At 45.0% G+C, this 22,763-nt stretch carries 23 protein-coding genes and 1 tRNA gene; 12 read left to right on the top strand and 12 right to left on the bottom strand.

Features of this window, described 5'->3' with window-relative positions; translation table 11 throughout:
* Positions 1–38: 38 nt before the first annotated feature.
* A complete protein-coding gene (locus CPG39_RS10420; protein ID WP_096293324.1) occupies positions 39–347 on the bottom strand; it encodes a DUF4389 domain-containing protein in 309 nt (102 codons plus the stop codon).
* A gap of 134 nt (positions 348–481) precedes the next feature.
* A complete protein-coding gene (locus tag CPG39_RS10415; RefSeq protein WP_096293322.1) occupies positions 482–790 on the bottom strand; it encodes a DUF1840 domain-containing protein in 309 nt (102 codons plus the stop codon).
* 1,126 nt (positions 791–1,916) lie between these two features.
* Between CPG39_RS10415 and CPG39_RS10405 the strand changes: the two genes are divergently transcribed.
* A complete protein-coding gene (locus CPG39_RS10405; RefSeq protein WP_096293318.1) occupies positions 1,917–2,456 on the top strand; it encodes a hypothetical protein in 540 nt (179 codons plus the stop codon).
* 107 nt (positions 2,457–2,563) lie between these two features.
* On the opposite strand, the gene CPG39_RS10400 is transcribed toward CPG39_RS10405, so the two are convergent.
* Entirely contained in the window at positions 2,564–3,493 is a 930-nt protein-coding gene (locus tag CPG39_RS10400; RefSeq protein ID WP_096293316.1) for a histone deacetylase family protein, read from the bottom strand.
* A 173-nt stretch (positions 3,494–3,666) separates the two neighbouring features.
* Here CPG39_RS10400 and CPG39_RS10395 point away from each other — a divergent pair, with 173 nt between their 5' ends.
* A complete protein-coding gene (locus CPG39_RS10395; RefSeq protein WP_096293314.1) occupies positions 3,667–4,713 on the top strand; it encodes a hypothetical protein in 1,047 nt (348 codons plus the stop codon).
* A gap of 247 nt (positions 4,714–4,960) precedes the next feature.
* On the opposite strand, the gene bfr is transcribed toward CPG39_RS10395, so the two are convergent.
* The 9 genes from bfr to lnt all read right to left on the bottom strand — a co-directional run bounded on the left by bfr (position 4,961) and on the right by lnt (position 14,436).
* The gene (bfr, locus tag CPG39_RS10390) at positions 4,961–5,428 is read right to left on the bottom strand and encodes a bacterioferritin (protein ID WP_096293312.1); all 468 of its coding nucleotides are present in this window, start codon (positions 5,426–5,428) and stop codon (positions 4,961–4,963) included.
* Between the two features lie 234 nt (positions 5,429–5,662).
* Positions 5,663–6,655: a lipase family protein gene (locus tag CPG39_RS10385; RefSeq protein WP_172424111.1), complete on the bottom strand. Its 993-nt coding sequence runs from the start codon at positions 6,653–6,655 to the stop codon at positions 5,663–5,665.
* A gap of 20 nt (positions 6,656–6,675) precedes the next feature.
* Positions 6,676–7,818: a trypsin-like peptidase domain-containing protein gene (locus CPG39_RS10380; RefSeq protein ID WP_096293308.1), complete on the bottom strand. Its 1,143-nt coding sequence runs from the start codon at positions 7,816–7,818 to the stop codon at positions 6,676–6,678.
* A gap of 57 nt (positions 7,819–7,875) precedes the next feature.
* Positions 7,876–8,577 carry a M48 family metallopeptidase gene (locus CPG39_RS10375; RefSeq protein WP_096293307.1) on the bottom strand — a complete coding sequence of 234 codons (702 nt, stop codon included), beginning with the start codon at positions 8,575–8,577 and terminating at the stop codon, positions 7,876–7,878.
* Between the two features lie 2 nt (positions 8,578–8,579).
* Positions 8,580–9,311: a lysophospholipid acyltransferase family protein gene (locus CPG39_RS10370; RefSeq protein WP_172424110.1), complete on the bottom strand. Its 732-nt coding sequence runs from the start codon at positions 9,309–9,311 to the stop codon at positions 8,580–8,582.
* Positions 9,308–9,847, bottom strand: a complete 540-nt coding sequence (gene gmhB, locus CPG39_RS10365) for a D-glycero-beta-D-manno-heptose 1,7-bisphosphate 7-phosphatase (protein WP_013648803.1) — start codon at positions 9,845–9,847, stop codon at positions 9,308–9,310. The genes CPG39_RS10370 and gmhB overlap by 4 nt, the downstream gene beginning before the upstream one ends.
* 1 nt (position 9,848) lies before the next feature.
* Complete coding sequence (glyS, locus tag CPG39_RS10360; RefSeq protein WP_172424109.1) at positions 9,849–11,969, bottom strand: glycine--tRNA ligase subunit beta; 2,121 nt, start codon at positions 11,967–11,969, stop codon at positions 9,849–9,851.
* Positions 11,966–12,889 carry a glycine--tRNA ligase subunit alpha gene (gene glyQ, locus CPG39_RS10355; RefSeq protein ID WP_096293306.1) on the bottom strand — a complete coding sequence of 308 codons (924 nt, stop codon included), beginning with the start codon at positions 12,887–12,889 and terminating at the stop codon, positions 11,966–11,968. The genes glyS and glyQ overlap by 4 nt, the downstream gene beginning before the upstream one ends.
* Before the next feature lie 44 nt (positions 12,890–12,933).
* Positions 12,934–14,436: an apolipoprotein N-acyltransferase gene (lnt, locus tag CPG39_RS10350; protein WP_419866130.1), complete on the bottom strand. Its 1,503-nt coding sequence runs from the start codon at positions 14,434–14,436 to the stop codon at positions 12,934–12,936.
* 394 nt (positions 14,437–14,830) lie between these two features.
* Between lnt and CPG39_RS10345 the strand changes: the two genes are divergently transcribed.
* The 10 genes from CPG39_RS10345 (at position 14,831) to pth (ending at position 22,726) form a co-directional block, all read left to right on the top strand.
* On the top strand, positions 14,831–16,567 hold the full coding sequence (locus CPG39_RS10345; RefSeq protein ID WP_096293302.1) for a tetratricopeptide repeat protein: 1,737 nt from the start codon (positions 14,831–14,833) through the stop codon (positions 16,565–16,567).
* Positions 16,568–16,676: 109 nt separating this feature from the next.
* Positions 16,677–17,444: a septum site-determining protein MinC gene (gene minC / locus CPG39_RS10340; RefSeq protein WP_096293300.1), complete on the top strand. Its 768-nt coding sequence runs from the start codon at positions 16,677–16,679 to the stop codon at positions 17,442–17,444.
* Between the two features lie 24 nt (positions 17,445–17,468).
* Positions 17,469–18,281, top strand: coding sequence for a septum site-determining protein MinD (gene minD / locus CPG39_RS10335; RefSeq protein ID WP_013648809.1), 813 nt, complete (start codon positions 17,469–17,471; stop codon positions 18,279–18,281).
* A complete protein-coding gene (gene minE, locus CPG39_RS10330) occupies positions 18,278–18,556 on the top strand; it encodes a cell division topological specificity factor MinE (protein WP_013648810.1) in 279 nt (92 codons plus the stop codon). Before minD ends, minE begins: the two co-directional genes overlap by 4 nt.
* Positions 18,557–18,601: 45 nt before the next feature.
* Positions 18,602–19,288, top strand: a complete 687-nt coding sequence (gene lolB / locus CPG39_RS10325; RefSeq protein WP_231990282.1) for a lipoprotein insertase outer membrane protein LolB — start codon at positions 18,602–18,604, stop codon at positions 19,286–19,288.
* A 36-nt stretch (positions 19,289–19,324) separates the two neighbouring features.
* Positions 19,325–20,164: a 4-(cytidine 5'-diphospho)-2-C-methyl-D-erythritol kinase gene (gene ispE, locus CPG39_RS10320; protein ID WP_096293297.1), complete on the top strand. Its 840-nt coding sequence runs from the start codon at positions 19,325–19,327 to the stop codon at positions 20,162–20,164.
* Positions 20,165–20,170: 6 nt separating this feature from the next.
* Positions 20,171–20,245, top strand: a tRNA-Gln gene (locus CPG39_RS10315).
* Between the two features lie 139 nt (positions 20,246–20,384).
* The gene (locus tag CPG39_RS10310) at positions 20,385–21,335 is read left to right on the top strand and encodes a ribose-phosphate pyrophosphokinase (protein ID WP_096293296.1); all 951 of its coding nucleotides are present in this window, start codon (positions 20,385–20,387) and stop codon (positions 21,333–21,335) included.
* A gap of 59 nt (positions 21,336–21,394) precedes the next feature.
* Positions 21,395–22,015 (top strand): 50S ribosomal protein L25/general stress protein Ctc, encoded by a 621-nt coding sequence (locus CPG39_RS10305; RefSeq protein WP_096293294.1) that lies wholly within the window; start codon positions 21,395–21,397, stop codon positions 22,013–22,015.
* 141 nt (positions 22,016–22,156) lie between these two features.
* Positions 22,157–22,726 (top strand): aminoacyl-tRNA hydrolase, encoded by a 570-nt coding sequence (pth, locus tag CPG39_RS10300; protein ID WP_096293292.1) that lies wholly within the window; start codon positions 22,157–22,159, stop codon positions 22,724–22,726.
* Positions 22,727–22,763 lie beyond the last annotated feature (37 nt).

Below are 22,763 nucleotides of genomic sequence, written 5' to 3'. Positions count from 1 at the left end.
AACGGGTTGTACTTCGCGGCTTTATCCTGAATCCCTATTTATTCATCCAGATAATGAATTTTATGATTAGGCACACCGTCTGGCCAAGCGCTGAACGGAAATGGGCGCTGTTCACTGTTATAGGTTAAAAATAATGTAACTTGATAAAGATACGTACTAAGATTCTGTCCAAATCGTAGTAATTGTTCATTGACGTTACCGGTCAGGATAATCGTAAGAAATTGAAATAACATGACGCCTATGACCACAAATTTTGAAACCCCATAGATGAAAATGAAAAATAGCATATAGAGTCCGCGCTGCCAGATTTCATTCTTTTGTAATCTTTGTTTAATTTCTTCTTTCATTCTCTTTTTGTTGTTTCTGATCGATTGATCAATAAGTTATAGCAATATTATCAACAATAACCTAATGTGCTAATAAAGCAGTTTCTAACTCCTCTGCTATTGGCGATATCGCTACCGCCTGATTATCGATAAGTTTATTTCCACATCACGTCACATTCAGCCTCTGCTGCTGCGGCCAGTAGATTAATTAAGGGCAGTGCTCTGTCGGCAATGCTTACTGCCAGTTGATCATCGTCTTCGTCTTCATCTTTAGCTGCAACCGATGGCGATGCCTTTTCGGTATTTATAGCTGCCTTTAACCGGCTCAACGCCATTGGAACATCTGCGGCCAAAATAGCACCGGGTACAGTCTTACTGTGCCCCATCATTTTCAGCAGGATAAAGGCAACATCTCCAAACATAGTAATGTTGGCATGCGCATCAGTTGTAAAAGTCACGAGCATAGCGGTTTTCCTTGAATGAACACAAAAGCATTTAAATCAATCTATTATAAGCAGATTCTAGAATCTCAAGCGACAAGCTTCAATCCATCTATTTAAAGCCACATATTCATTATCTCTATGCCGCAATCTGTATTTATCTTTAATTAGAAGAATCTTATCCGCAATATTTTCATTTTGAAACACCCGATCTGATTTTGTCTGTGTGTTAACTAACAATAAGTTAAACTTACTCATCAATAGATAGGCGATCGTCCTAACAAACTTGAGGAAGCGCTGAATAAATGTCATTTGGAACAATGCAGAAGATCTACTCTTTTAATCATAAGAGATTCCCCACAACATTCAGGAGTAACAAATGCAAGTCCTCAAAACTTCCTTACCTTGCAACTTCTCAAGCTCACGAGCAAAGCACGCTGGAACAGTTTGAACGGATAGGCGGCATTACGCAATCTCAATGGTACAGTCATCTTTAATAATACTGCTGTCTTAGTACGTCATTACCTGACGTTCCCTCACTCATTCCAGGACGCGCTCGTCGTTGATGATATTATCCATAAACTCAGCGATCTGACTATTATCTCCCAGAGTGACTTTATCGCCTTTGCTGGAAAAGGTTTTTCTTTTCCTTGAAAAATATGCCCGCTCGTCAGTGCACTCAATTTTTCTTGACTCTGAATCATCCACAATTTAGACAAGATACAGTGACTACTGAAAATAACTTCATGTCAAGCTGAGAAATATCTCATAACCGTTTGATAAATTATCCATAATGAAAGTGTTAATTTATTCATCAATTTAAGAGAACCCCTTAAGAATTGTGGATTAGCTCATCAAGCGAAAGAGTTATCCACAAAGTTATCCATAGAAATTGTGGATAGTAAAAAAACTCACTTCATCAAAAAGTATCAGGGAGATTCATCAGAATCTTTCTAACACTTCCACAAAATTCCATTCAACAACTTTTGGATGTGAGTTTTATCACAGCATTAAGCAATAATAAAATGCTATTGTTAATACTATATATGCGTATTTGTAGCTTTATTAAGAAATATTTACAGATCATCAAATAAACATACTTACAAAACTTTGAAGTTTTTCATTCATTAAATATGATGGAGAAAATGCTGTGATTAAGAACACTGTAATTTCATGCACAATGTTTGCTGTATTAATCAGTACTCATTGCATCATGGCCGATACAGTTTCGACATCAAGCTCGCGATTACATGCAATTTTTCTATCCAACGATGCATCTGCTTTTCTGGATTCGAATCTAAATCCAGCCGGTTTCAATGCACCAAGTATCATTAATTTACAAACGATCATTTTTAATGTGAATTTTTCATCTCTACCAGATCAGCACATTCCTCTCATTAGCGATCAGGAGGTGATAACTAATGATATTACACATCTTAAAACCATCACTGCCGGGACGTTGATTCCTGCAGCAAATCATCATCATAGTGATGTAAGATTATTGGATGAGGTTAATTTTAAGCTACCTAGCGCTGCTACGGAAAACCTCGGAATTTTTCATAGTAGCAATAATAGCTTCGATGTAAAAACAGAAATAAGGACTGTACCAAAGCCGGAAATTTATACCATTTTGCTTACTGGATTAGGATTACTTGGTTTCACGACACGTCGCAGGAAATATAATACTTAATCTTAGTTACTGGCTCCAGCTTCTGTATTATCACAATCATGCACCAACCGAAGTGATCCCGAGCGAGGCGAATGGACGGTCACACGATAAAACTACCCCTGTCTTTCCTACATTTCTTCCGCATGCAACACCCGTATATGCGCCGCCACGCAACGAGCCAATGAATGCAATTCATAGCCGCCTTCCAGAACAGATACAATACGGCCCTGTGAATACTGATCCGCGATCGCTCTAATCTGCTGCGTGATCCAGGCATAATCGTCGTCACTCAAATACACTTGTGACATATCGTCATCCCGATGCGCGTCAAATCCTGCAGAGACAAAAATCATTTCCGGTTTGAATCGATTCAGTGCCGGCAACCAATACTCTTTCACCACCTTTCGGAAAACCGCACCATCGGCGTCACGCGAAAGGGGCACATTAATGGCGCGATCACTGCTGCTACTGGCACCACTGTATGGATAAAAGGGATGCTGAAAAGTGGAACACAGCATGACATGCGGATTGTTGCGGAAAATTTCTTCACTACCATTGCCATGGTGCACATCGAAATCCAAAATCGCAACACATTGCAAATGGTGGTGTTCAATCGCATGCGCCACACCGACTGCAACATTATTGAACAAACAGAAGCCCATAGCACGATCCGACTCCGCATGATGGCCGGGTGGGCGCACGGCACAAAAAGCATTATTGACTTGGTTTGTCAGAACCAGATCGGTCGCCAGCACAACCGCTCCCGCTGCGCGTAATGCAGCATTCAGCGAAAAGGGATTCATCGCGGTATCTGCATCCAACGCAATCAATCCGGCATCCGGAGCCATCTTCCCGATGCTTTCAATGTAATCCGGTTTATGTACACGTTGCAATTGTTCGGCGGTTGCCAATGGCGCATCATAACGTTGCAACTTCGCCAGCAGGCCGCTTGCGCTTAATTCATTTTCGATTGCGATCAGTCGCAACGGACTCTCAGGGTGATATCCGCCCTGATCATGTTTGAGACAATCGGAGTGACTGATATAGGCTGTTTGCACTTTATTTCCTGATTCATCGAGATTTAATTTCGACCATGGTCATGTACCCGATGGATTGGCGATGCTGAAAGTTAAAGTTTATACAATCAACCGGCTATACCATGATAAATTATCGGTATTCTACGATAGCCGTTACGTTTAATTGCATTTTTTCGTCATATGGGGAGTCATTGATGAACGAGTTTATTACCAAGATGTTGAAATTTGTTTCGATTGAAACGCTGATAGAAAGAGGTTGGCTGGAAATAGCGCAAATTCTAATGCCGGTTTTCACGCTAGTGCTGGTATTTCTTGGGCTGAGTTTTTATATCCAGCACAAACGCTGGAAAGCAGTGGCTTCCGTAATTTGCGCCATTCTGGCTTTGGTTTATTTGCCCTATGAATTCTATCGCCAGTCACTGATATTAACCCGGGCGGATGCCAATATCAGCGAAATTCAGGGTAATTTGCAGAACTTGTTGGATTCCGCCAACCTGACGCATATGAAAAGTGTTGCGGATAAAGAAGCAGCCGCGAGTATTTTGGATGAAATGATTCATGGTCTGGATCAGAAAAAGAAAAAGGAACTGGTACTGATTTCCTGGTTGGTTGCGGAAAATGAAAAAAACGCGCTCGAGCAAATTGACAGTAAGCAAAAATCACTTGCAGACGATCTCAAATCCAGCTTGACCGATGCCAAAACAGAAATAATCGATTCACGCCCGCCGGTAGAGAAAATTTCGGATACCATTGTGAAAAAACTGGATGGCGACGTCAAAGTACTGGTTGAAAAGAAAATGCAAACATTCAAGGAAGAAATTGACGGTTCTTTGGAAGGCTTCAAAGAAGCCGTCAATACTTTTGTTCAGGATGAACTCAATAATTACCAAACGAAACTGGCAGATATCACACAACTAAATGTGGATGAATTAAGAAATTACTCCAATAGAGCCAACCATGCCTTTGCGGCGCAAGCTAAAAAAATCAATCAAGAGTCCTTGCTTAGACTGGACGCTACCAAAGAAAAAATAGAAGGCTTGAGCGCCGCATCGGATACCGGTTTAAAGAATGTCGTTCAACAAGTTAAGCAGCTCTCAGCTTCATTGGACCTTGCGCAAAAAAAGAATGATATTTTGTTTGAATATAATGAATGTATGAGAACTACCGGTGTGCTGGATTTAGGCGGCAAGGGTGAACAATGCAAGGCTAAATATCAAGAAGATATGAACAGTTTGAACTAAGCGAAACCACACCCATTGAGCCTAAGATTGTTATTCTACTTGGCAAATTCAGGAATACACAATGCAACGGTCAATTGCAGAGTAGCTGGCACAGCAGTTTAGTTTAGTTGGCGCGATTTTAGTCATAAATGTCGCGCCAACGGATGCGCACAGACCGATACCGGAAATCGATTAAGTCCAAGAATGAAAAAACATAGAAAAATGTTGCAGGAAAAATCTTCCTGCAACATTTAGATTGGGCTAACTGTCACATCTGAGACTGCAAGTAATTTTGCAATCCTATTTTTCCTATCAGCCCCAGCTGTTTTTCCAGCCAATATGCATGATCTTCCTCGGTTTCACTCAGCATGCCAACAAGAATTTCCCGGGTCTGAAAATCCTGCTCCTGCTCACAAATAACAATAGCATTTCGCAATGAAACGATCACGGCGCGTTCGAGATCCAGGTCGTTTTGCAGCATTTCCGGAACGTCACTGCCTATCCTCAGCGGGCTACGATTACCCACTACAGGCACGCCCTCAAGAAACAGAATCCGTTTGATCAAATGGTCTGCATGTTGTTTTTCATCATCCATTTCATGATTGATTCGCTCATAGAGTTTGCTGAATCCCCAGTCCTCATACATCCGTGAATGTGTGAAATATTGATCCATCGCTGTCAGCTCACCCGCCAAGAGATTATTCAGAGTATCGATAATTTTAGTATTGCCTTTCATAGGAATTCTCCTTTGATTATTTATTGGATTGCAGGCAGGCACTGTATTTTTTGTCTAAAGAAACTTAAATCAGACAGCCAAATAGGAGCAATATGCTATTTAATCCATATGATCTGTATTATAGAAATTATATAACAAGAATACAATAGCAAGTTATTGATAATAAATGATAATGGTTCTTGATGCCGTTCTCATTCCAATCCTTGAAGTAATCCTGCTATTCGCTGTCCATCTTCATAGATTGGCTATAAAATTAATATTCTTCCAATATAATGCGCTGTTATGAGCTGCAGCTGTCCAAAGTGAATCTCCTTGTAGCGTTCCCGAAGCGTCATCTATTTTAGTAACGCCACTAATAATAGAAATCTCAGGTTGATTTGCTTGTGCCATCATTGCCGTAACTAGAATTTTCAGATCAATCTCCGATTGGGAAAATTTCTCTATATCTTTATCAATAAGATACATATGATTTAATGCACCTTCCTCTGCCGTATTCATACTTGCTTGCAAACCTACAGCATTCTTATCTACATCTAAGTACATACCCTGCTTGGAAAAATATTTGAGTATTCCTGTATGTCGATACCCCATCCAATTCGGTCCTAAATGGGGTACGGGATCACTTTGATTAGCGTAGAACCAATGTTTTTGTAGCATTCTTTGATCATAAGCTTTTTGAAAATCTTCATTTCCATATCTTGGTGATCCAAAAGTCATGACATAGAAGTCTTTAATCCTATTGGGTTTATTACTGAGAAATTCGGCCGCCGCAGCTGTTGATAAAGCCCCTCCTAAACTGTGGCCTGTAATCCAAAGTACGCTATCGGGATTGATATTCTTATCAAGGATTTCAAAAATTCGGGCTGAACATTGACTCCATATCTTATTAAATCCATTATGCCTGCGTCCACCTAGATCATGCTGCTCTGGAAAAAAAGCCTGCGCATTGATTAGCCAATCACTTCCAGAATCTGTGCCGCGAAAAGACAATATCGCCACTTTATCAGTCCAAGCAAGAAATCCCTGATTCTCAATATCTTCATCAACCCAAACTTCTAAATGAGACCATTCGTTGCCAATTGCTTCACGAATTTCAGATTGGGTTTTGTAATAACTAAAAATTCCCATTCTGCAAAGAACTTCGGATTTTTTATGATTTAATCCCGGTTGCTTAAGCCAATCTATTTCGGTACTGCTGATTGGATTTAGAGTTATTTTGGTTGTCATCCTAAACCTCATTAATTAGGCTAGTTTGCGAAGATTATGTTATAAATTTCCACGCAACGCTCCTGAATGTCTTTGTAAATTTCTCCAATTGGAATTGCTTGACCATGCTGATCTTGACTATAGGCATTATGAATGCCTATTAACTCACCCTCAGAGTTCGTAATAGGGCTACCAGAATCCCCGTGCTCAATGTTCTTGCCGTCACCGTAACGAATACGGCGAAATTCATTACTGGATTTCAACACGCTACCGCCGGATATAGTATCAATCTTAAGTTCATCCGTTAAAGTATGCACATGAATTGTTTCTCCCTCAAGCTCACCGGCTTGGTATAGAGTTGCAGGCTTTTTTATGGCGGGCAATTGATTGGGTAAATGGCTTAGCACAAAATTTGCGTTGACATGCGGCAACTCAGATCTTGGTCCAATAATACCAATTGACCACATTTCGGCATTCTTATCAATTTCGAGTATGCAGTAATCAAGATGCCTATTTTGAGGAGCAACAACACCATCCCAAGTGCCTGTTTCCTGATTATCCGGTAATTTGGGACTTTCAATGTGTATTGTAGGTTTATTTTGGGTTTCGAGTATAGGAAAACGAATTTCAGATCGAGCTATAACTCCGGGAAAATAGGGGCTCGGTCCATGGAAATGAGGAAGATGCACTGAAATGTTCAAGTCATTTAGAGGCTGATCAGACAAAACATGTCTACACGTTAGTAATAAATCGTCAGAGAGAAAATAGCCTGTTCCATTCGACAATACTCGCCCCTTTTTATTGGCAACAGTAAGTTTGCAAATTTGCCCGCTCCTCCTGCTTGAATCCACTGGATCAAGTGCATTAGCATAGAGCGTTTTATGCACAAGCGCTGAATTTTTATATAATTTAGGCAGTAACTGTTCATCAATACGCATCATTTCTTCATTCTTTAGAAATTGCTCATTACCATGTAACCATTGATTCAATTCTGAAGGTTCAATCTCAAGACCATTACTTTTAATTATTTCTTTTAGTGCTAAAAGGTTTTGTTCAGAATTTTTGGAAGGAGAAAAATTGATGTTAGGTTTAGAAAGTTTTTCGGCTAAATTTGTTAAAGATTTTTGGGCTACTCGTCTAAAATTATCAGTTAATCCAGGATTAGCTTCAAAGAAATTTTTCATTCCATATTCTCCATTCAAATAAAAGCCATGTTTATGTAAACAATGCTAAAAAACAGATTAAATATACCCTCTAAGCATCCTACGCGCAGTCCGGTATTCAGGATAAACACTCCCCACCACCTCCCAAAACGCCTTCGAGTGATTCATCTCAACCAAATGCACTAATTCATGCGCGACGACGTAGTCAATTAAATGCAACGGCAGTTGGATCAGGCGCAAGTTGAGGCGGATAATGCCACGGCTGTTGCAGCTGCCCCAGCGGGTTTTGGCATTTGATAAGCGGAATGGTGGTACCGGTAGATTGAGTGCCGAAGCGTAGATTGCGATGCGCTGTTTGAAGCAGGTGATCGCTTGCTGACCGTACCAGGCCATGACGAATTTCTCAATTTGACGGGGGTTGAGTTGCACCAAGGATGGCTCTGCAATTTCCGCATGCGTGGTTTCATTGAAGGAATACCGTACCATTTCAATTTCACCCGATGGTTTTAATGCAATATGCCACGGTTCGCCCAGTAACGGATAGATGGCGTCATGTGTCCATGATATCGCCAAACTTTTTTTACTTTGCCATTGCTCCAGTTTCTTGGTGATCCAACCGGCTTTTTGTTGCAAAATGCTTTCGATATGCGACACAGTGGCCTGCAGCGGCACGCTGATTTTCAAGCCCTCGTGATTAATGGTCAAACCCACCGACTTGCGTTTGCACCATCTCAGTGTGTAGCTGATTTTCCTATCATTCAGAACAGTGTGAACGAGCACGCTTATGCTTTTTGTTGATTTTTCTGGCTGATACGTAGCATTTCAAACTCAATCCAGGCTTCCACTTGCGCGTTTAATTCGCCCGGTTCCATGCCGGTCGGATCGATGGGTTCGCCAATACTGACCGTAATGGTGCCAGGGTATTTGATGAAAGAATTTCTCCCCCATAATTCGCCGGCATTGTGCGCGACCGGCACTACCAGTGTGTTTGTATGCGTTGCCAGCCATGCACCGCCGATACGGTATTTGCCGCGTTGCCCCGGCGGGATGCGCGTGCCTTCCGGAAATATTACGATCCAGAACCCTTGTTTTAGCCGGTCTTTGCCTTGTTCGACGATTTGCTCCAGGGCTTTTTTCTTGGCGCTCCGGTCGATCGCGATCGGGCTGGTCATCGCCAACCCCCAGCCAAAAAACGGGATGCGTAATAATTCCTTTTTCAGCACCCACACCTGAGGCGGAAAAATTTTCTGGAACGCCAGCGTTTCCCATGCCGACTGATGTTTGGACAGCACAATGCTCGGGATTTTCGGAATATTTTCCGCGCCGATGATTTGATAGCGGATGCCGCACACATTACGCAACAAAAACAGCATGATGAACGTCCAGCTGGAAGTCACGCGGTAACGGTTATGCGGCGATAATGGAAAACACGCGAGTGTCAGTAATGCGTACGGGGGCGTGATGATGATCTGCAACAACATATACAGGGTTGACCGTAAAACTGCCAATATCATTCCTCCCCGATCAAAGTATCAGCGACAACCGACAAATCCGCAAAAATCTGCGTATTGAATGGAATTTCCTGGCAAGTTTGCGTTATCTGCCCGTGGCCGGTCAGCACCAAAACAGGTATTGCACCCACTGCTGCCGCAGCTTGCAGATCTTTTAATGAATCACCGACAACCGCAACATTCGTTAAATTAACACCGTAACGCTGCATGATCTCATCGAATAAACCCGTGGCCGGTTTGCGGCAAGCGCACTTATCCGCATAGGTATGCGGACAAAAAAATATCGCATCGATGCGGCCACCAACATGATGAATAGCTTTATACATCTTGTCATTAATGGCATTGTAAGTCGCCATATCGATCAAGCCACGGCCAATGCTCGATTGATTCGTAGCAAGGACCACGCGATAGCCGGAATGCGTCAACCGGGCAATCGCTTCCAGGCTGCCTGGAATGGGAATCCATTCCTCCGGCGTTCTGATAAAGGTATCGCTGCATTGATTAATCACGCCGGTTTGGTCGAGGATGATCAGTTTCATGTTAATTTACAGCCAATTTTGAAAGATCAGCTACACGATTCATCGTTTGCTGAAGTTGTCTCAATAAGGCCAGTCGATTATTACGCAACAGCTCATCTTCTACATTCACCATCACATGATCAAAAAAGATATCGATCGGCAACTTGAGCTTGGCGAGAATTTGCAGCGAAGCGGTATAATCACCTGCTGCAAAAGCTTTTTCTGTTTCCGGCAACAGCGTTGTCAATGTTTGATGAAGTACCTGCTCAGCCTCTTCCTGTAATAATTTGGTATGAATTGCGTCGTGAATGTGGCCTTCCGATTTTTTAAGGATATTGCTCACCCGCTTGTTGGCAGCCGCCAGACTGGTGGCTTCGGGCAACGCTGTAAAAGTACGCACGGCAGCGAGACGTTTGGGAATATCGCTTAGCTTCTGCGGATTTAAACTGAGCACAGCGTCGACTTCCTGGGCGGTGTAGCCTTGTTCGCGTAAATTACCAGCGAGGCGATCGTAAATGAATACTTGTAAATCACGTAAATCCGGTGTACTTACATCGAGTTCCAGAGGGTTATAAATTTCATTTTTTACCAGATCGATCAGTTCATTTAGCTGAAGCGATAAGTTTTTCTCGATTAAAATTCTTATAACACCAAGTGCATGGCGCCGCAATGCAAACGGATCTTTATCACCAGTCGGAATTTCACCAATTCCGAACATATTCACTAATGTTTCCAGTTTATCCGCCAGCGCAACACAAACGCCAACCGGATTGCGCGGCAATGCATCGCCGGCGAAGCGCGGTTTGTAATGGTCTTCGATGGCAAAGGCGATATCGTCGCTCAGCCCTTCATGTTGCGCATAATAGCGCCCCATAATGCCTTGCAGTTCCGGAAATTCACTCACCATATCGGTCAGTAGATCCACCTTGGCTAACGTAGCAGCCTCAAAAGCCTGATCACCCAAAGCATCCCCACCTAATTGCTCGCCGATCTTGGTTGCGATGATACGAACATAGTGCATGCGCCAACCCTGCGTACCCAGTTTGTTGTGATAAACCACCTTATCCAGTTCGGGCACGCGGAATTCCAGCGTTTTTTTGCGATCCTGATCAAAGAAAAATTGAGCGTCGGCCAAACGTGAACGCACCACACGCTCGTTGCCGGTGATCACTTGCGTAGGATTGGTAGGACGGATATTAGAAACAAGCAGGAACTTATTGGCCAGTTTTCCCTGCGCATCCAGCAACGGGAAATATTTCTGATTTGCTTTCATGGTCAGAATCAGGCACTCCTGCGGCACTTGCAGAAATTCCGCATCAAATGTGCCAACCAGCACATTGGGATGCTCGACCAGTGCGGTCACTTCGTCCAGCAAAGTATCATCGTCGATCAGGGTAAGCTGCTCCTGTGAGGCGGCTGAAGTAAGCTGGCGCGTAATTTCAAAGCAGCGTTCGGCAAAACCGGCAATCACCGCCCCTTCGGTTTCCAGTTGCTGCGCGTAGCTGTCGGCATTGCGCAATACGATGGGACTGATTTTCGCTGCAAAACGGTGCCCCTGTGTTTCGCGCCCGGCTTGCAGCCCCAGAATATTGACGGAAACAATATCAGCGCCGTGCAATGCAACCAATGCATGCACAGGGCGCACAAAGTTGACGCTTTGCCAACCATCCGCGAGCTGATACGTCATCACTTTGGGAATCGGTAATTGGGTAATGGCTTCCTGTAACGCTTTTTGCAGGCCATCGGTCAGTGAAATGCCTGTAGCAATGCTATCCCAGAACAGCGTTTCTGTTTTACCGTCCAACGCGCGCTGGAGTTGCGGCACTACTGAAGCATCCGCGCCGAGGCTCGCCAGTTTCTTCAATAACGGCGGTGTGGCTTGTCCCTGCGCGTCCAGCCCGACTTTGACCGGCATCAATTTTTGCGTGACCGCTTTGTCGGCGGCCTGCGCAGCGACATTGCCGATATGCACCCCCAATCGCCTCGGTGTTGCATAGGCAGTGACGGCCGCCTCTTGGCTCATCAATCCTTGCGCCTTGAGGCTGGCAGTCAACAATTGTGCAAAACTGTCACCCAGCTGCTTTAGCGATTTGGGCGGCAATTCTTCCACCAATAGCTCAACGAGTAGGTTCTGAGTCATCATGCAGATTTCACCCTATCCGGCATCTGTGCGACCCATTCACGCGGTGCCATCGGGAAAGGAGGACTCAGGCTTGCGCGGCTATCGTAATACGCCCTGGCAACTTGCCGCGACAGATTGCGAATGCGCCCGATATACGCAGCCCGCTCCGTGACCGAAATCGCGCCGCGCGCATCAAGCAGATTAAACGTATGCGCCGCTTTCAATACTTGCTCGTAAGCGGGTAGCGCCAACTGCTTTTCGATAAGATGGTTCGCTTGCGCTTCGTGCCTGCCAAACGCCAGAAACAGAAATTCCGTATCACTTTGTTCAAAGTTATACGTAGACTGCTCCACTTCGTTTTGATGATACACATCGTGATAAGTCAATCCTTTGGTCCAGACCAGATCAAACACACTTTCCACGCCTTGCAAGTACATCGCAAGCCGCTCCAACCCGTAAGTTATTTCACCGGTCGCGGGTTTGCAGTCAATCCCGCCAACCTGTTGAAAATAGGTAAATTGCGTCACCTCCATGCCATTGAGCCAAACCTCCCAGCCTAACCCCCAGGCGCCCAGGGTGGGATTCTCCCAATCATCTTCTACCAGGCGCACGTCATTTTGTGTCAGATCAAAACCCAGCTCATGCAATGAGTCGAAATATAAATCCAGAATATTCTTCGGCGCAGGTTTGAGCACCACCTGAAATTGATAATAATGCTGCAAGCGGTTAGGGTTTTCGCCATAGCGTCCATCTTTAGGCCTGCGCGAGGGTTGCACGTATGCGGCTTTCCAGGGTTCAGGACCGATCGCGCGCAGAAAGGTGGCGGTATGGCTGGTTCCCGCGCCGACTTCCATATCGTAAGGCTGCAAAATCGCGCATCCTTGCTTATCCCAATACCGCTGCAAGGTCAGGATGATTTCCTGAAAAGTAAGTGTTGACATGAAGAATCTGGATTAAACCGCTCTCAAATGAAGTAATGCGGATTTTACCGGTTTTTCCTGGTTGCGTGAAAGGCGGATAACAATCCGATACACAATAACAGACCGGCGAGCCCGAGTACCGGGTAATTTCCCATCCGCACATAAGGCGTGGCTCCGGTAAAACCTTGCGCCAGCCCGTGCAATGCCGCAGTGGTAAAAATCTCAATAGTCTGCAATACCTGGCCACGCTCGTCGATGATCGCGGTTACGCCTGTATTGGTAGCACGCAGCATATAGCGCCCGGTTTCCAGCGCGCGCATTTGCGAAATCTGTAGATGCTGCTGCGGCCCGATCGAGCGTCCGAACCAGGCATCATTACTCACATTGACCAACATTGTCGCTTGCGGCAATTGATTAATAATCTCTTCACCGAATACATCTTCATAGCAAATATTGATTGCAACGCGCTGCCCCGCAAGATTCATCGGCTGTTGATCCAGGCTGCCGCGCGAAAAATCCGATAACGGTATTTGCAACACATCGATAACCCAACCGAATACGGGTTTTAGCGGAATAAATTCACCAAAGGGTACCAAGTGATGTTTGCGGTAGCTTTGTTCCGGTGCCGAACCAAAACTGAACATGGTATTGTAATATTCGTTATCGTCATGGGCAGCGCGCTCCGCCAGCCCGATCAACACATCGCCATTATTGCTTCTGGCGTGTTCGGCCAGATGCGACAGATAGGATTTCGGCACGACATTGCTGAACAGCGGGATGGAAATTTCCGGTGTTACGATTAGGCGGCTATCACTTTCCAGAATCAACCGGGCATAGGTCTGCATCGTATTTTCCAGATGATCCTCGCGCCATTTCATGTCCTGAGCGATATTGCCCTGCAGCAGGCTCACCGTTACCGGCTCACCTTGCGGCTGCACCCAATGAATTGCCTGTAAACCATATCCGCCGAACCAAATCAGTATTAAGGGCACCCCGAACCGCCATTGCCTGACCCCTTTATCAACCCAGAAAAAGAGCAAGGCAGCGCTGAATACCACAATCATTGAAATACCATATACCCCGACAATCGGTGCAAAGCCAGCCAAGGGACTGAAAGGCGCTTGTGAGTATCCCATCAGCAACCAGGGAAAACCGGTAAACAAGGTTCCGCGCAACCACTCAAATACTATCCACAATGCAGCGGCCAGCGCGGCCCAGAGGAAGGGCGAAGTCAGACGAAGCTGAGTCAATAACCACAGGCTCAAGGCGGGAAAAAGCGACAGATAAGCACAAAGTATAATCAATGCGACAACCGCGATGGGCATCGGCATCGCACCAAAATCGTGCAAACTGACATAAATCCATGTGACGCCGGCACTGAACAATCCCATGCCAAAACAAAATCCCAATGCCGCGCTTTTGATCGGGGATAAACTATTATGGCAATAACCCAGCAACGCGGCGAGAGTAACCACTGGAACCGGAAAAAGATAAAAAGGCGCAAAACCCAGAACTGTCAGCGCACCCAACAAATAAACAATAATTAATTTAACGTAAGAATTATTCAAGAGAATCAAAATTGGAAGTATCCATAGATAAAATTCATGCGGATGCGATAGTATGCTTGAATTTTAGCGCAGCCGATACAATTATGAACTTTCATGATTTAATGTTGTTCTCAGCATTTCCCAATCATAAATCCATCAATGATTCCCCTTCTTGCAATCCAATTCATTTTTCATGATGACATTCAATCCCACTTATGCTAAATAATTATTTATTCACTTTGTTGCAAGTATAAAAGTAGAATATGCGCATTATGCTAAAAATGATCACGCAACGAATCCGAAGCGCTGCAGAAAAAGAATAATAATGGACTAAGGTTTTAGGGTCTCATTATGGGTCATGAAAATGAACAGACTGTAAGATTTATCTTATTTTTGAAAACCAATCGGATTTCTCATGAAATTTAAACTTCTATGTGTGTTATTGCTCTCCGGACTGACTGCCTGTGCGCAGATACCTGCAAACAAGGAAATAGAAAATACGGAGGAATCCAACGAGCAGGAAGACGTCAGTCAGGCTAATTTACCCAAGCAAGAATTAACCGCCCCGATTTTATTTGATTTCCTGATCGGCGAAACCGCATTACAGCGTGGCAACCTGGATGTTGCGGTAAACCGCTATGTCAAACTGGCCAAAACCACGCGCGACCCCCGGATTGCCAAGCGTGCAACAGAAATTTCCCTGCATGCGGGCAATACTTTTGCCGCCGAACAGGCGGCAACGATGTGGATTCAGCTTGAACCGGATTCAGTGGATGCCCGTCAAACCATCGCAGCCTTATTAGTCAATCTTGGCAAGCTGGATGCAGCGCAGCCTCATCTTGAGAAATTGCTCGCCACGGAAAAAGAAGGGTTAGGTAATGCATTTATGCAGCTTAATCAGTTGTTGTCACGGAATCCGGATAAGGCCGCAACGTTACAGTTGATACAGCAATTATCCCAGCCTTATAAGGAACTCCCGGAAGTTCATTTCGCCATCTCTCAGGCAGCATGGTTTGCCAATCAACATCAACTGGCATCCGACGAAATGCAACGCGCACTGGCGCTGCGCCCGGATTGGGAAATCGCCGCGATCCATAATGGACGAATATTGCAGCGTATCTCAATTGACGATGCCAGCGAATTTTATCACGACTATCTAAAAAAATACCCGGAAAGCAATGAAGTACGGATCGCGTATACTCGGGTATTAATAAGTGGCAACGAGGCTGATTTGGCGCGAGAACAATTGCAATGGCTAATGGACAAAAATTCGGATGATGCTGAAATCATGCTGGCTGCCGGGCTGTTAGCGACGGAAATGGGTGATTTCGATGTCACCGAAACGAGCTTTAAAAAAGCGCTTAGTCTGGGATACAAAGATACCAATGCGGTGCATTTTCATTTGGGCCAAATTTATGAGGAAACGAATCGCCCTGAAATGGCGATGGAAGCGTATCAGATGGTCAAAAGCGGGGGGCGTTATTTACCCGCGCAGATACGTTATGCAGATTTATTGGCAACAAAAGGATATCTGAAAGAAGCGCGTGAACATCTACAAAAACTTCCGGCCGCCAATGATCAGCAAGCTGCTCATTTAATTTTGGCGGAAGCGCAGATTCTGCGCAAATCAAAAGCATACCAGGAAGTATTTGATCTGCTTGATGAAGGATTGAAGAAACTGCCTGATTATCCGGAACTGCTCTATGATCGTGCCCTGGCCGCAGACAAAATCGGCAAATTTAAGATTCTCGAACAGGATCTGCGCAAGCTGATACAGCTCAAGCCTGACAATGCTCATGCCTACAATGCCTTAGGTTACAGCCTTGCTGAACGTGGCATTCAACTACCGGAAGCGCTTAAACTGATAAGGAAAGCCGTCGAGCTCGCCCCGGAGGATCCTTATATCATGGATAGTTTGGGGTGGGTGTACTACCGCATGGGCAACCTGACAGAAGGGTTAAATTACCTGAACTTGGCATTTTCCGTCCGCCCGGATGCCGAAATCGCAGCACATTTGGGTGAAGTGCTGTGGATGCAAGGCGCTAAGAACGATGCCCTAAATATTTGGCGATCCGCTTTAGAAAAAGAACCGGGCAATGAAGTTTTACTTGAGACATTACAACGCCTTACCAAAAAGAAAGTCATCGACTGATCTTCCTTATCCGTAAGACTTATAATCAACCTCATGATAAAAAAGCCATTAATCACATAATGAATGAATCCCGATGCGGGCCTCATACTGCTACAATGCATTCTGAAAAATGTTAAATACTTCTCCAATTCTTGAATTTAAAAGCAGTACTTTTTTCTCACCCATTCTTATTCTTTATACGAATGACTTGGTTGCGATAGAGCACATGCTGCACGAGAAAATCAATCTGGCACCGGATTTTTTCAAAGATTCGCCTTTGATTATCGATTTACGTGAGCTAAATAAATTGAATCTGGATTTGGATTTTGCTCAGATCGCGCAGCTATTGAAAAGAATCGGTTTTTTTCCTGTCGGAATTCGTGGCGGTAATGAACAACAAAATAAGCAAGCACGTGCTCTATCACTTCCAATCGATACGGTACGCGAGCTGGGTAACCCGATCATCATCGGTGAAGCACAAAAACAGGAAAGCATCCAGCAGCCCCCCGCACAACCGGAAGTAGCTATCGTCAAGGAATCCGTGCAACCCGCTGCAACTCCACCCGTACCTGCGGCCACAGTATTGGTTACCCAGCCGATCCGCTCCGGGCAGCGCGTCTATTCGTCCGGGGATTTAATCATCTTATCTCAAGTCAGCGCAGGCGCTGAAATTATGGCCGAAGGTAACATACACGTCTATAATACCTTGCGAGGCCGCGCCCTGGCAGGTGTACACGGCAATACAGCCGCTAGAATATTTTGCTTCGATTTGCAGGCAGAGCTTATCTCTATTGCGGGAGATTATAAAACCAGTGAAGATTTAAATAAGCAAACATACGACAGTCCGGTACAAGTGTATTTACAGAATCATGCGTTGATCATTAAAGAGATTGCTTAAAACCAAATAGCAAAGGAGGCTCAATTGGCAAGAATTATAGTCGTGACGTCGGGCAAGGGTGGCGTTGGAAAAACAACAACAAGCGCAGCAATTGCCATGGGACTGGCGAAAAAAGGCCATAAAACAGCGGTAATTGATTTTGATGTGGGTTTGCGGAATCTGGATTTAATTCTCGGCTGCGAGCGTCGGGTTGTTTATGACTTTATTAACGTTATCAATGGAGAAGCCAGTCTCAATCAAGCACTTATCCGTGACAAAAATTGCAATCTTCTCTATATCCTGCCTGCTTCGCAAACACGGGATAAAGATGCACTGACCCATGAAGGCGTGGGCAAAGTACTGGATGAATTATCCAAGGATTTCCAATATATTGTTTGTGATTCGCCCGCGGGTATCGAAAAAGGTGCCAATTTAGCGCTTTATTTTGCCGATGACGCGTTTGTCGTAACTAACCCGGAAATTTCTTCCGTTCGGGATTCCGATCGCATGTTGGGTATTCTGTCGAGCAAATCACGCCGCGCTGAAAGAAATGAAGAACCCATCAAGGAATATTTATTGTTAACCCGATATGATGCCGACCGGGTAAGATTGGGTGAAATGCTGAGCCTGGAAGATGTGCAGGAAATCTTGTCTCTTGAGTTGTTAGGCATTATTCCTGAGTCAAAATCTGTCTTATCCGCATCCAATGCGGGCATACCAGTCATTCTGGACGAAAAAAGCGAGGCAGGTCAGGCTTATGCCGATGTCGTCGCACGTTATTTAGGAGAAACACTGCCACATCGATTTATTGATGGTAAGCAAGGGTTTCTCAGGAGGCTTTTCGGAGGAAGAAAATGAGCTTACTGGACTATTTCAGATCATCCAAACCCAAGACCGCATCGCTTGCCAAAGAAAGATTACAAATTCTTGTCGCGCATGAACGCACTTATCGCAATCAACCGTCTTATTTACCGCAATTGCAGAAAGAGCTTCTAGACGTTATCCGCAAATATGTTAATGTGGATCAGGACGCAATCTCCGTTAATTTCGAACAAGACGAGAATCAAGAAACACTGGAACTGAATATTGTTCTGCCCGATTATCACCAAACCAATAAAACCATAAATAATTAAAACCTCCTATGCATTTCTTGCGTATTGGTAATTAATGAATTGAAATTGATTAATTTTTGCATTATTTCTGGAAATTCTAAATTACCCGCAAGCCGGATCAGAGCGCATCAACTGAGTGTTATTCTGGGATTTTTGATAAGCTGTTTCATTCTGTTCCTTCCCGGCTGCAGAACATTACCGACTCAACCTCCATCGGACGCAATTGCGACAACTATTTTCACCGAGCCGCTTGCTGCCAATATTCCGAATATTTCCGCCAGTGATTTCAATATCGTGGGCAGAATATCCGTTCAAGACAAGAGCCAAAGCTTTTCGGGTAACTTTCGCTGGCAGCATATGACTGCCAGCGATGAAATCTTACTATTCACACCGTTAGGTCAGGCAGTCGCGGAAATCACGAAAGACAGCGAAGGTGTACGCTTAATTACCTCAAAGCTTGAGGCGTTTTATGCCACCGATGTGGAAAGTCTGACTGAGCAAATTTTGGGCTGGCGCATGCCACTTGACGGTTTGCAGTACTGGATCCAGGGAACGCATGCGCCACTCACTGCGGCCGAAAAAGATCTGGATAGAACGGATCAAGTTATCGCCATCCGTCAAGATGGGTGGCATATTCATTATAGTAGCTTCACTCCAGCTCGATCGAATTCCCCAATGCTCCCCCGCGTAATCAATTTGTTCTATGACAACCTGAGAATCCGGTTGATAGTAGACAATTGGAACATCGAGTAATTTTCTCGTTAAAACATAACTGTCCTATCATTATTCATGCATACGTTTTCTGCCCCTGCCAAGCTGAATCTTTTTTTACATGTCGTTGGCCGCAGACAGGATGGCTATCATTTATTGCAAACCGTTTTCCGGTTTATAGATTTTTCTGATCAGATCAGTTTCGCATTACGCTCGGACGGCATCATCAAACTCCATACTCCGATTGCCGGCGTACCGGAAGAAAAAGATCTATGCGTACGCGCTGCCCGGCTGCTGCAACAAAAAACCGCAACCACGCAAGGCATTGACATCTTTCTGCAAAAGCAAATCCCCATGGGTGGTGGTCTGGGTGGCGGGAGCTCGGATGCGGCCACTACACTGCTAGCATTAAATCATTTGTGGAAGATTAATTTAAGCAAACAACAATTGCTCGAATTAGGGCTGCAGCTAGGTGCCGATGTTCCGGTATTTATTTTTGGGGAAAATGCTTTCGCCGAGGGAATCGGTGAGAAATTGACCGCGATTAAATTACCGCCTGCTTGGTATGTCGTTCTGATACCGCCTGTACACGTATCAACCGCCGAAATTTTCACGAGTAAGGAATTGACACGCAACACAATTCCTATCAAAATACCGCCCTTTTCTGTCTGGCAAGGCCATAATGACCTGGAGCAAGTGGTTTGTCGGCTATACCCGGAAGTTGCGCGTTGTTTGGGGTGGCTAAAGCAGCAAGAAAATACTACAATAACGGCGATGAGTGGATCAGGTGCTTGCGTTTTTGCTGAGTTTGCATCTGAAATGGAAGCACAGGCGGTTTTCGAATGCATTCCTGATAGTATGACAGGCTTTATGGCAAGAGGACTGGACTACCATCCGTTGCAACAGACAATAAAATAAAGATATAGGGGAGTCGCCAAGTGGTAAGGCACCGGATTTTGATTCCGGCATTCGTAGGTTCGATCCCTACCTCCCCTGCCAGTTTGTATAAATTTCAGTGATTTTTAACATATAACAACAATAGTCAAATCTGACAATGGATCGTTGAAAGTAGCTCGTTTGACAAAATAAATCAGTGTTCCCTTTTCCAGCTAATTAGCTCAAAGAACGAAGAAAAAACATGTCTTATGACAGTTTGATGGTTTTTACCGGCACCGCGCACCCTAAATTGGCCCAGGATGTTGTGAAGCATCTTAACATTCACCTGGGACGAGCAAATGTGGGGCGTTTCAGTGATGGTGAAATCATGGTGGAAATCCTCGAGAATGTGCGTGGAAAGGATGTTTTTGTGCTGCAATCGACCTGCGCACCAACCAATGACAGTTTGATGGAAATATTGGTGATGGTCGATGCCTTAAAACGTGCGTCTGCAAGTCGTATTACTGCTGCAATCCCGTATTTTGGTTACGCACGGCAAGATAGAAGACCCCGCTCGGTACGCGTGGCGATCACTGCCAAAGTGGTAGCCAATATGCTGACTACTGTTGGCGTTGACCGGTTATTGACTATGGATCTGCACTCGGATCAAATCCAGGGTTTTTTTGACATCCCTGTTGACAATATATATGGCATGCCCATTTTGCTGGGAGACATTTGGAAACACAATTATCAGAATCTGATCGTGGTCTCACCGGATGTGGGTGGAGTAGTGCGCGCCAGGCACTTGGCCAAACGTTTGGAATGTGATTTGGCCATTATCGATAAACGGCGCCCTAAACCCAACGAAGCGAAAGTAATGAATATCATTGGAGAAGTCAAGGATCGCACCTGTGTCATCATCGATGATCTGGTAGATACTGCAAATACGTTGTGCGAAGCGGCGAAAGCATTAAAAGAACACGGTGCGCGAACAGTGCTGGCCTATTCGACCCATGCCGTTCTGTCAGGTAGTGCGGTGGAGCGCATTCAAAACTCGGCCTTGGATAAATTGGTGGTCACGGATACGATACCGCTGCGCAACGATGCAATGGCCTGTGATCGCATTTGTCAGTTAAGCATTGCCAATCTGCTGGCGGAAACTATGCTGCGCATCAGCAATGAAAGCTCGTTGAGCTCGTTATTTATGGAATAAACCGATTTTTTAACCGGCTTGTTTGGTCGCGAACAAGCCATCAACATGGAGCAGTAAAGATGAAAATAGAAATCAGTGCCGACAAACGCACATTGCAGGGAAAGGGTGCGAGCCGCCGCCTGCGTGGTTCTGGCAAGGTGCCAGCAGTCATTTATGGTGGCGATCAGGCAGCGCAATCCATCGAGATGGATCATAATGATCTGTTTCATAAGCTCAAGCTGGAAGCATTTCATGCATCCATTCTTACGTTAAGCGTTGCGGGGAAAAAAGAACCCGTATTATTGCGTGATGTGCAAATGCATCCTTTCAAAAAACAGGTACTGCATGTGGATTTTCAGAGAGTCGACAAGAACAAGAAAATACACATGAAGGTTCCACTGCACTTTATCAATGCAGAAATTTCACCGGGCGTAAAAACCTCCGGCGGAATTGTTACGCATATCCTGACCGAAGTGGATATCACCTGTCTTCCTGGTAATTTACCTGAATTTATTTCTGTCGATTTGGCAGAACTTACCGCTGGACATACCCTTCACTTGAGCGATCTGGTTTTGCCTAAAGACGTGGAGACTGTTGCATTGGCCAAAGGTGACGATTTACCTGTAGCAACGATCGTGATCCCAAGATCGGTACTGTCTGAAGAAGCTGCCGGTGAGACAGCAAGCGCCGAGAAATCATAGTCTCCAGCAAAGACAAGCCCCAGGCTGATCTGCTGGGAACGTGACTCATCTGCCGGAATTAAGCGACATACCGGCAGATTCTTATTTTTGAATCCACTTTCAGCAATCGGATTAACACACACTGCAGCTTGACATCATTTCATGAAACTTATCGTTGGATTGGGTAACCCCGGCAGGGAATATGCGGGGACACGCCATAATGCCGGTTTTGAGTGGGTGGATCGATTATCACAAATGCTGCATGCTCCGCTGAAAGCGGAAGTGCGGTTTCATGGTTTGTGTACGCAGATACGCCAGAATGACATCGATTTGTGGCTATTGGAGCCACAAACCTTTATGAATCGAAGCGGTCAAGCAGTTGTCGCACTGTGCCAGTTTTATAAAATCCTGCCGGATGAAATCATCGTGGTGCATGATGAACTGGATTTACCGCCCGGTATTGCCAAGCTAAAAAAAGGCGGCGGTTTAGGCGGACACAACGGCCTCAAGGATATCGCGGCAAGACTGGGCACGCAGGATTTCTGGCGGCTGCGCATCGGTATCGGTCATCCGGGCGATCGCAACGCGGTGGTCGGTTACGTGTTACACCCGCCGAGAAAAGAAGAAGCGCCGTTGATTGATGAAGCTATTCAAAAAAGCCTGGAAGTCTGGCCGCTTATCGCGCAAGGCGCGTGCGAAGCGGCAATGCTGAGACTGCACACTAAAGCATAATTTCCAGCAATAATTCATAACATTGTTATTTAACTCT

The organism is Nitrosomonas ureae, from assembly GCF_900206265.1.
Lineage (GTDB): Bacteria > Pseudomonadota > Gammaproteobacteria > Burkholderiales > Nitrosomonadaceae > Nitrosomonas > Nitrosomonas ureae_C.
Note: the sequence above shows the minus strand (reverse complement) of the source record. Positions and strands in the feature narration are given on the sequence as shown.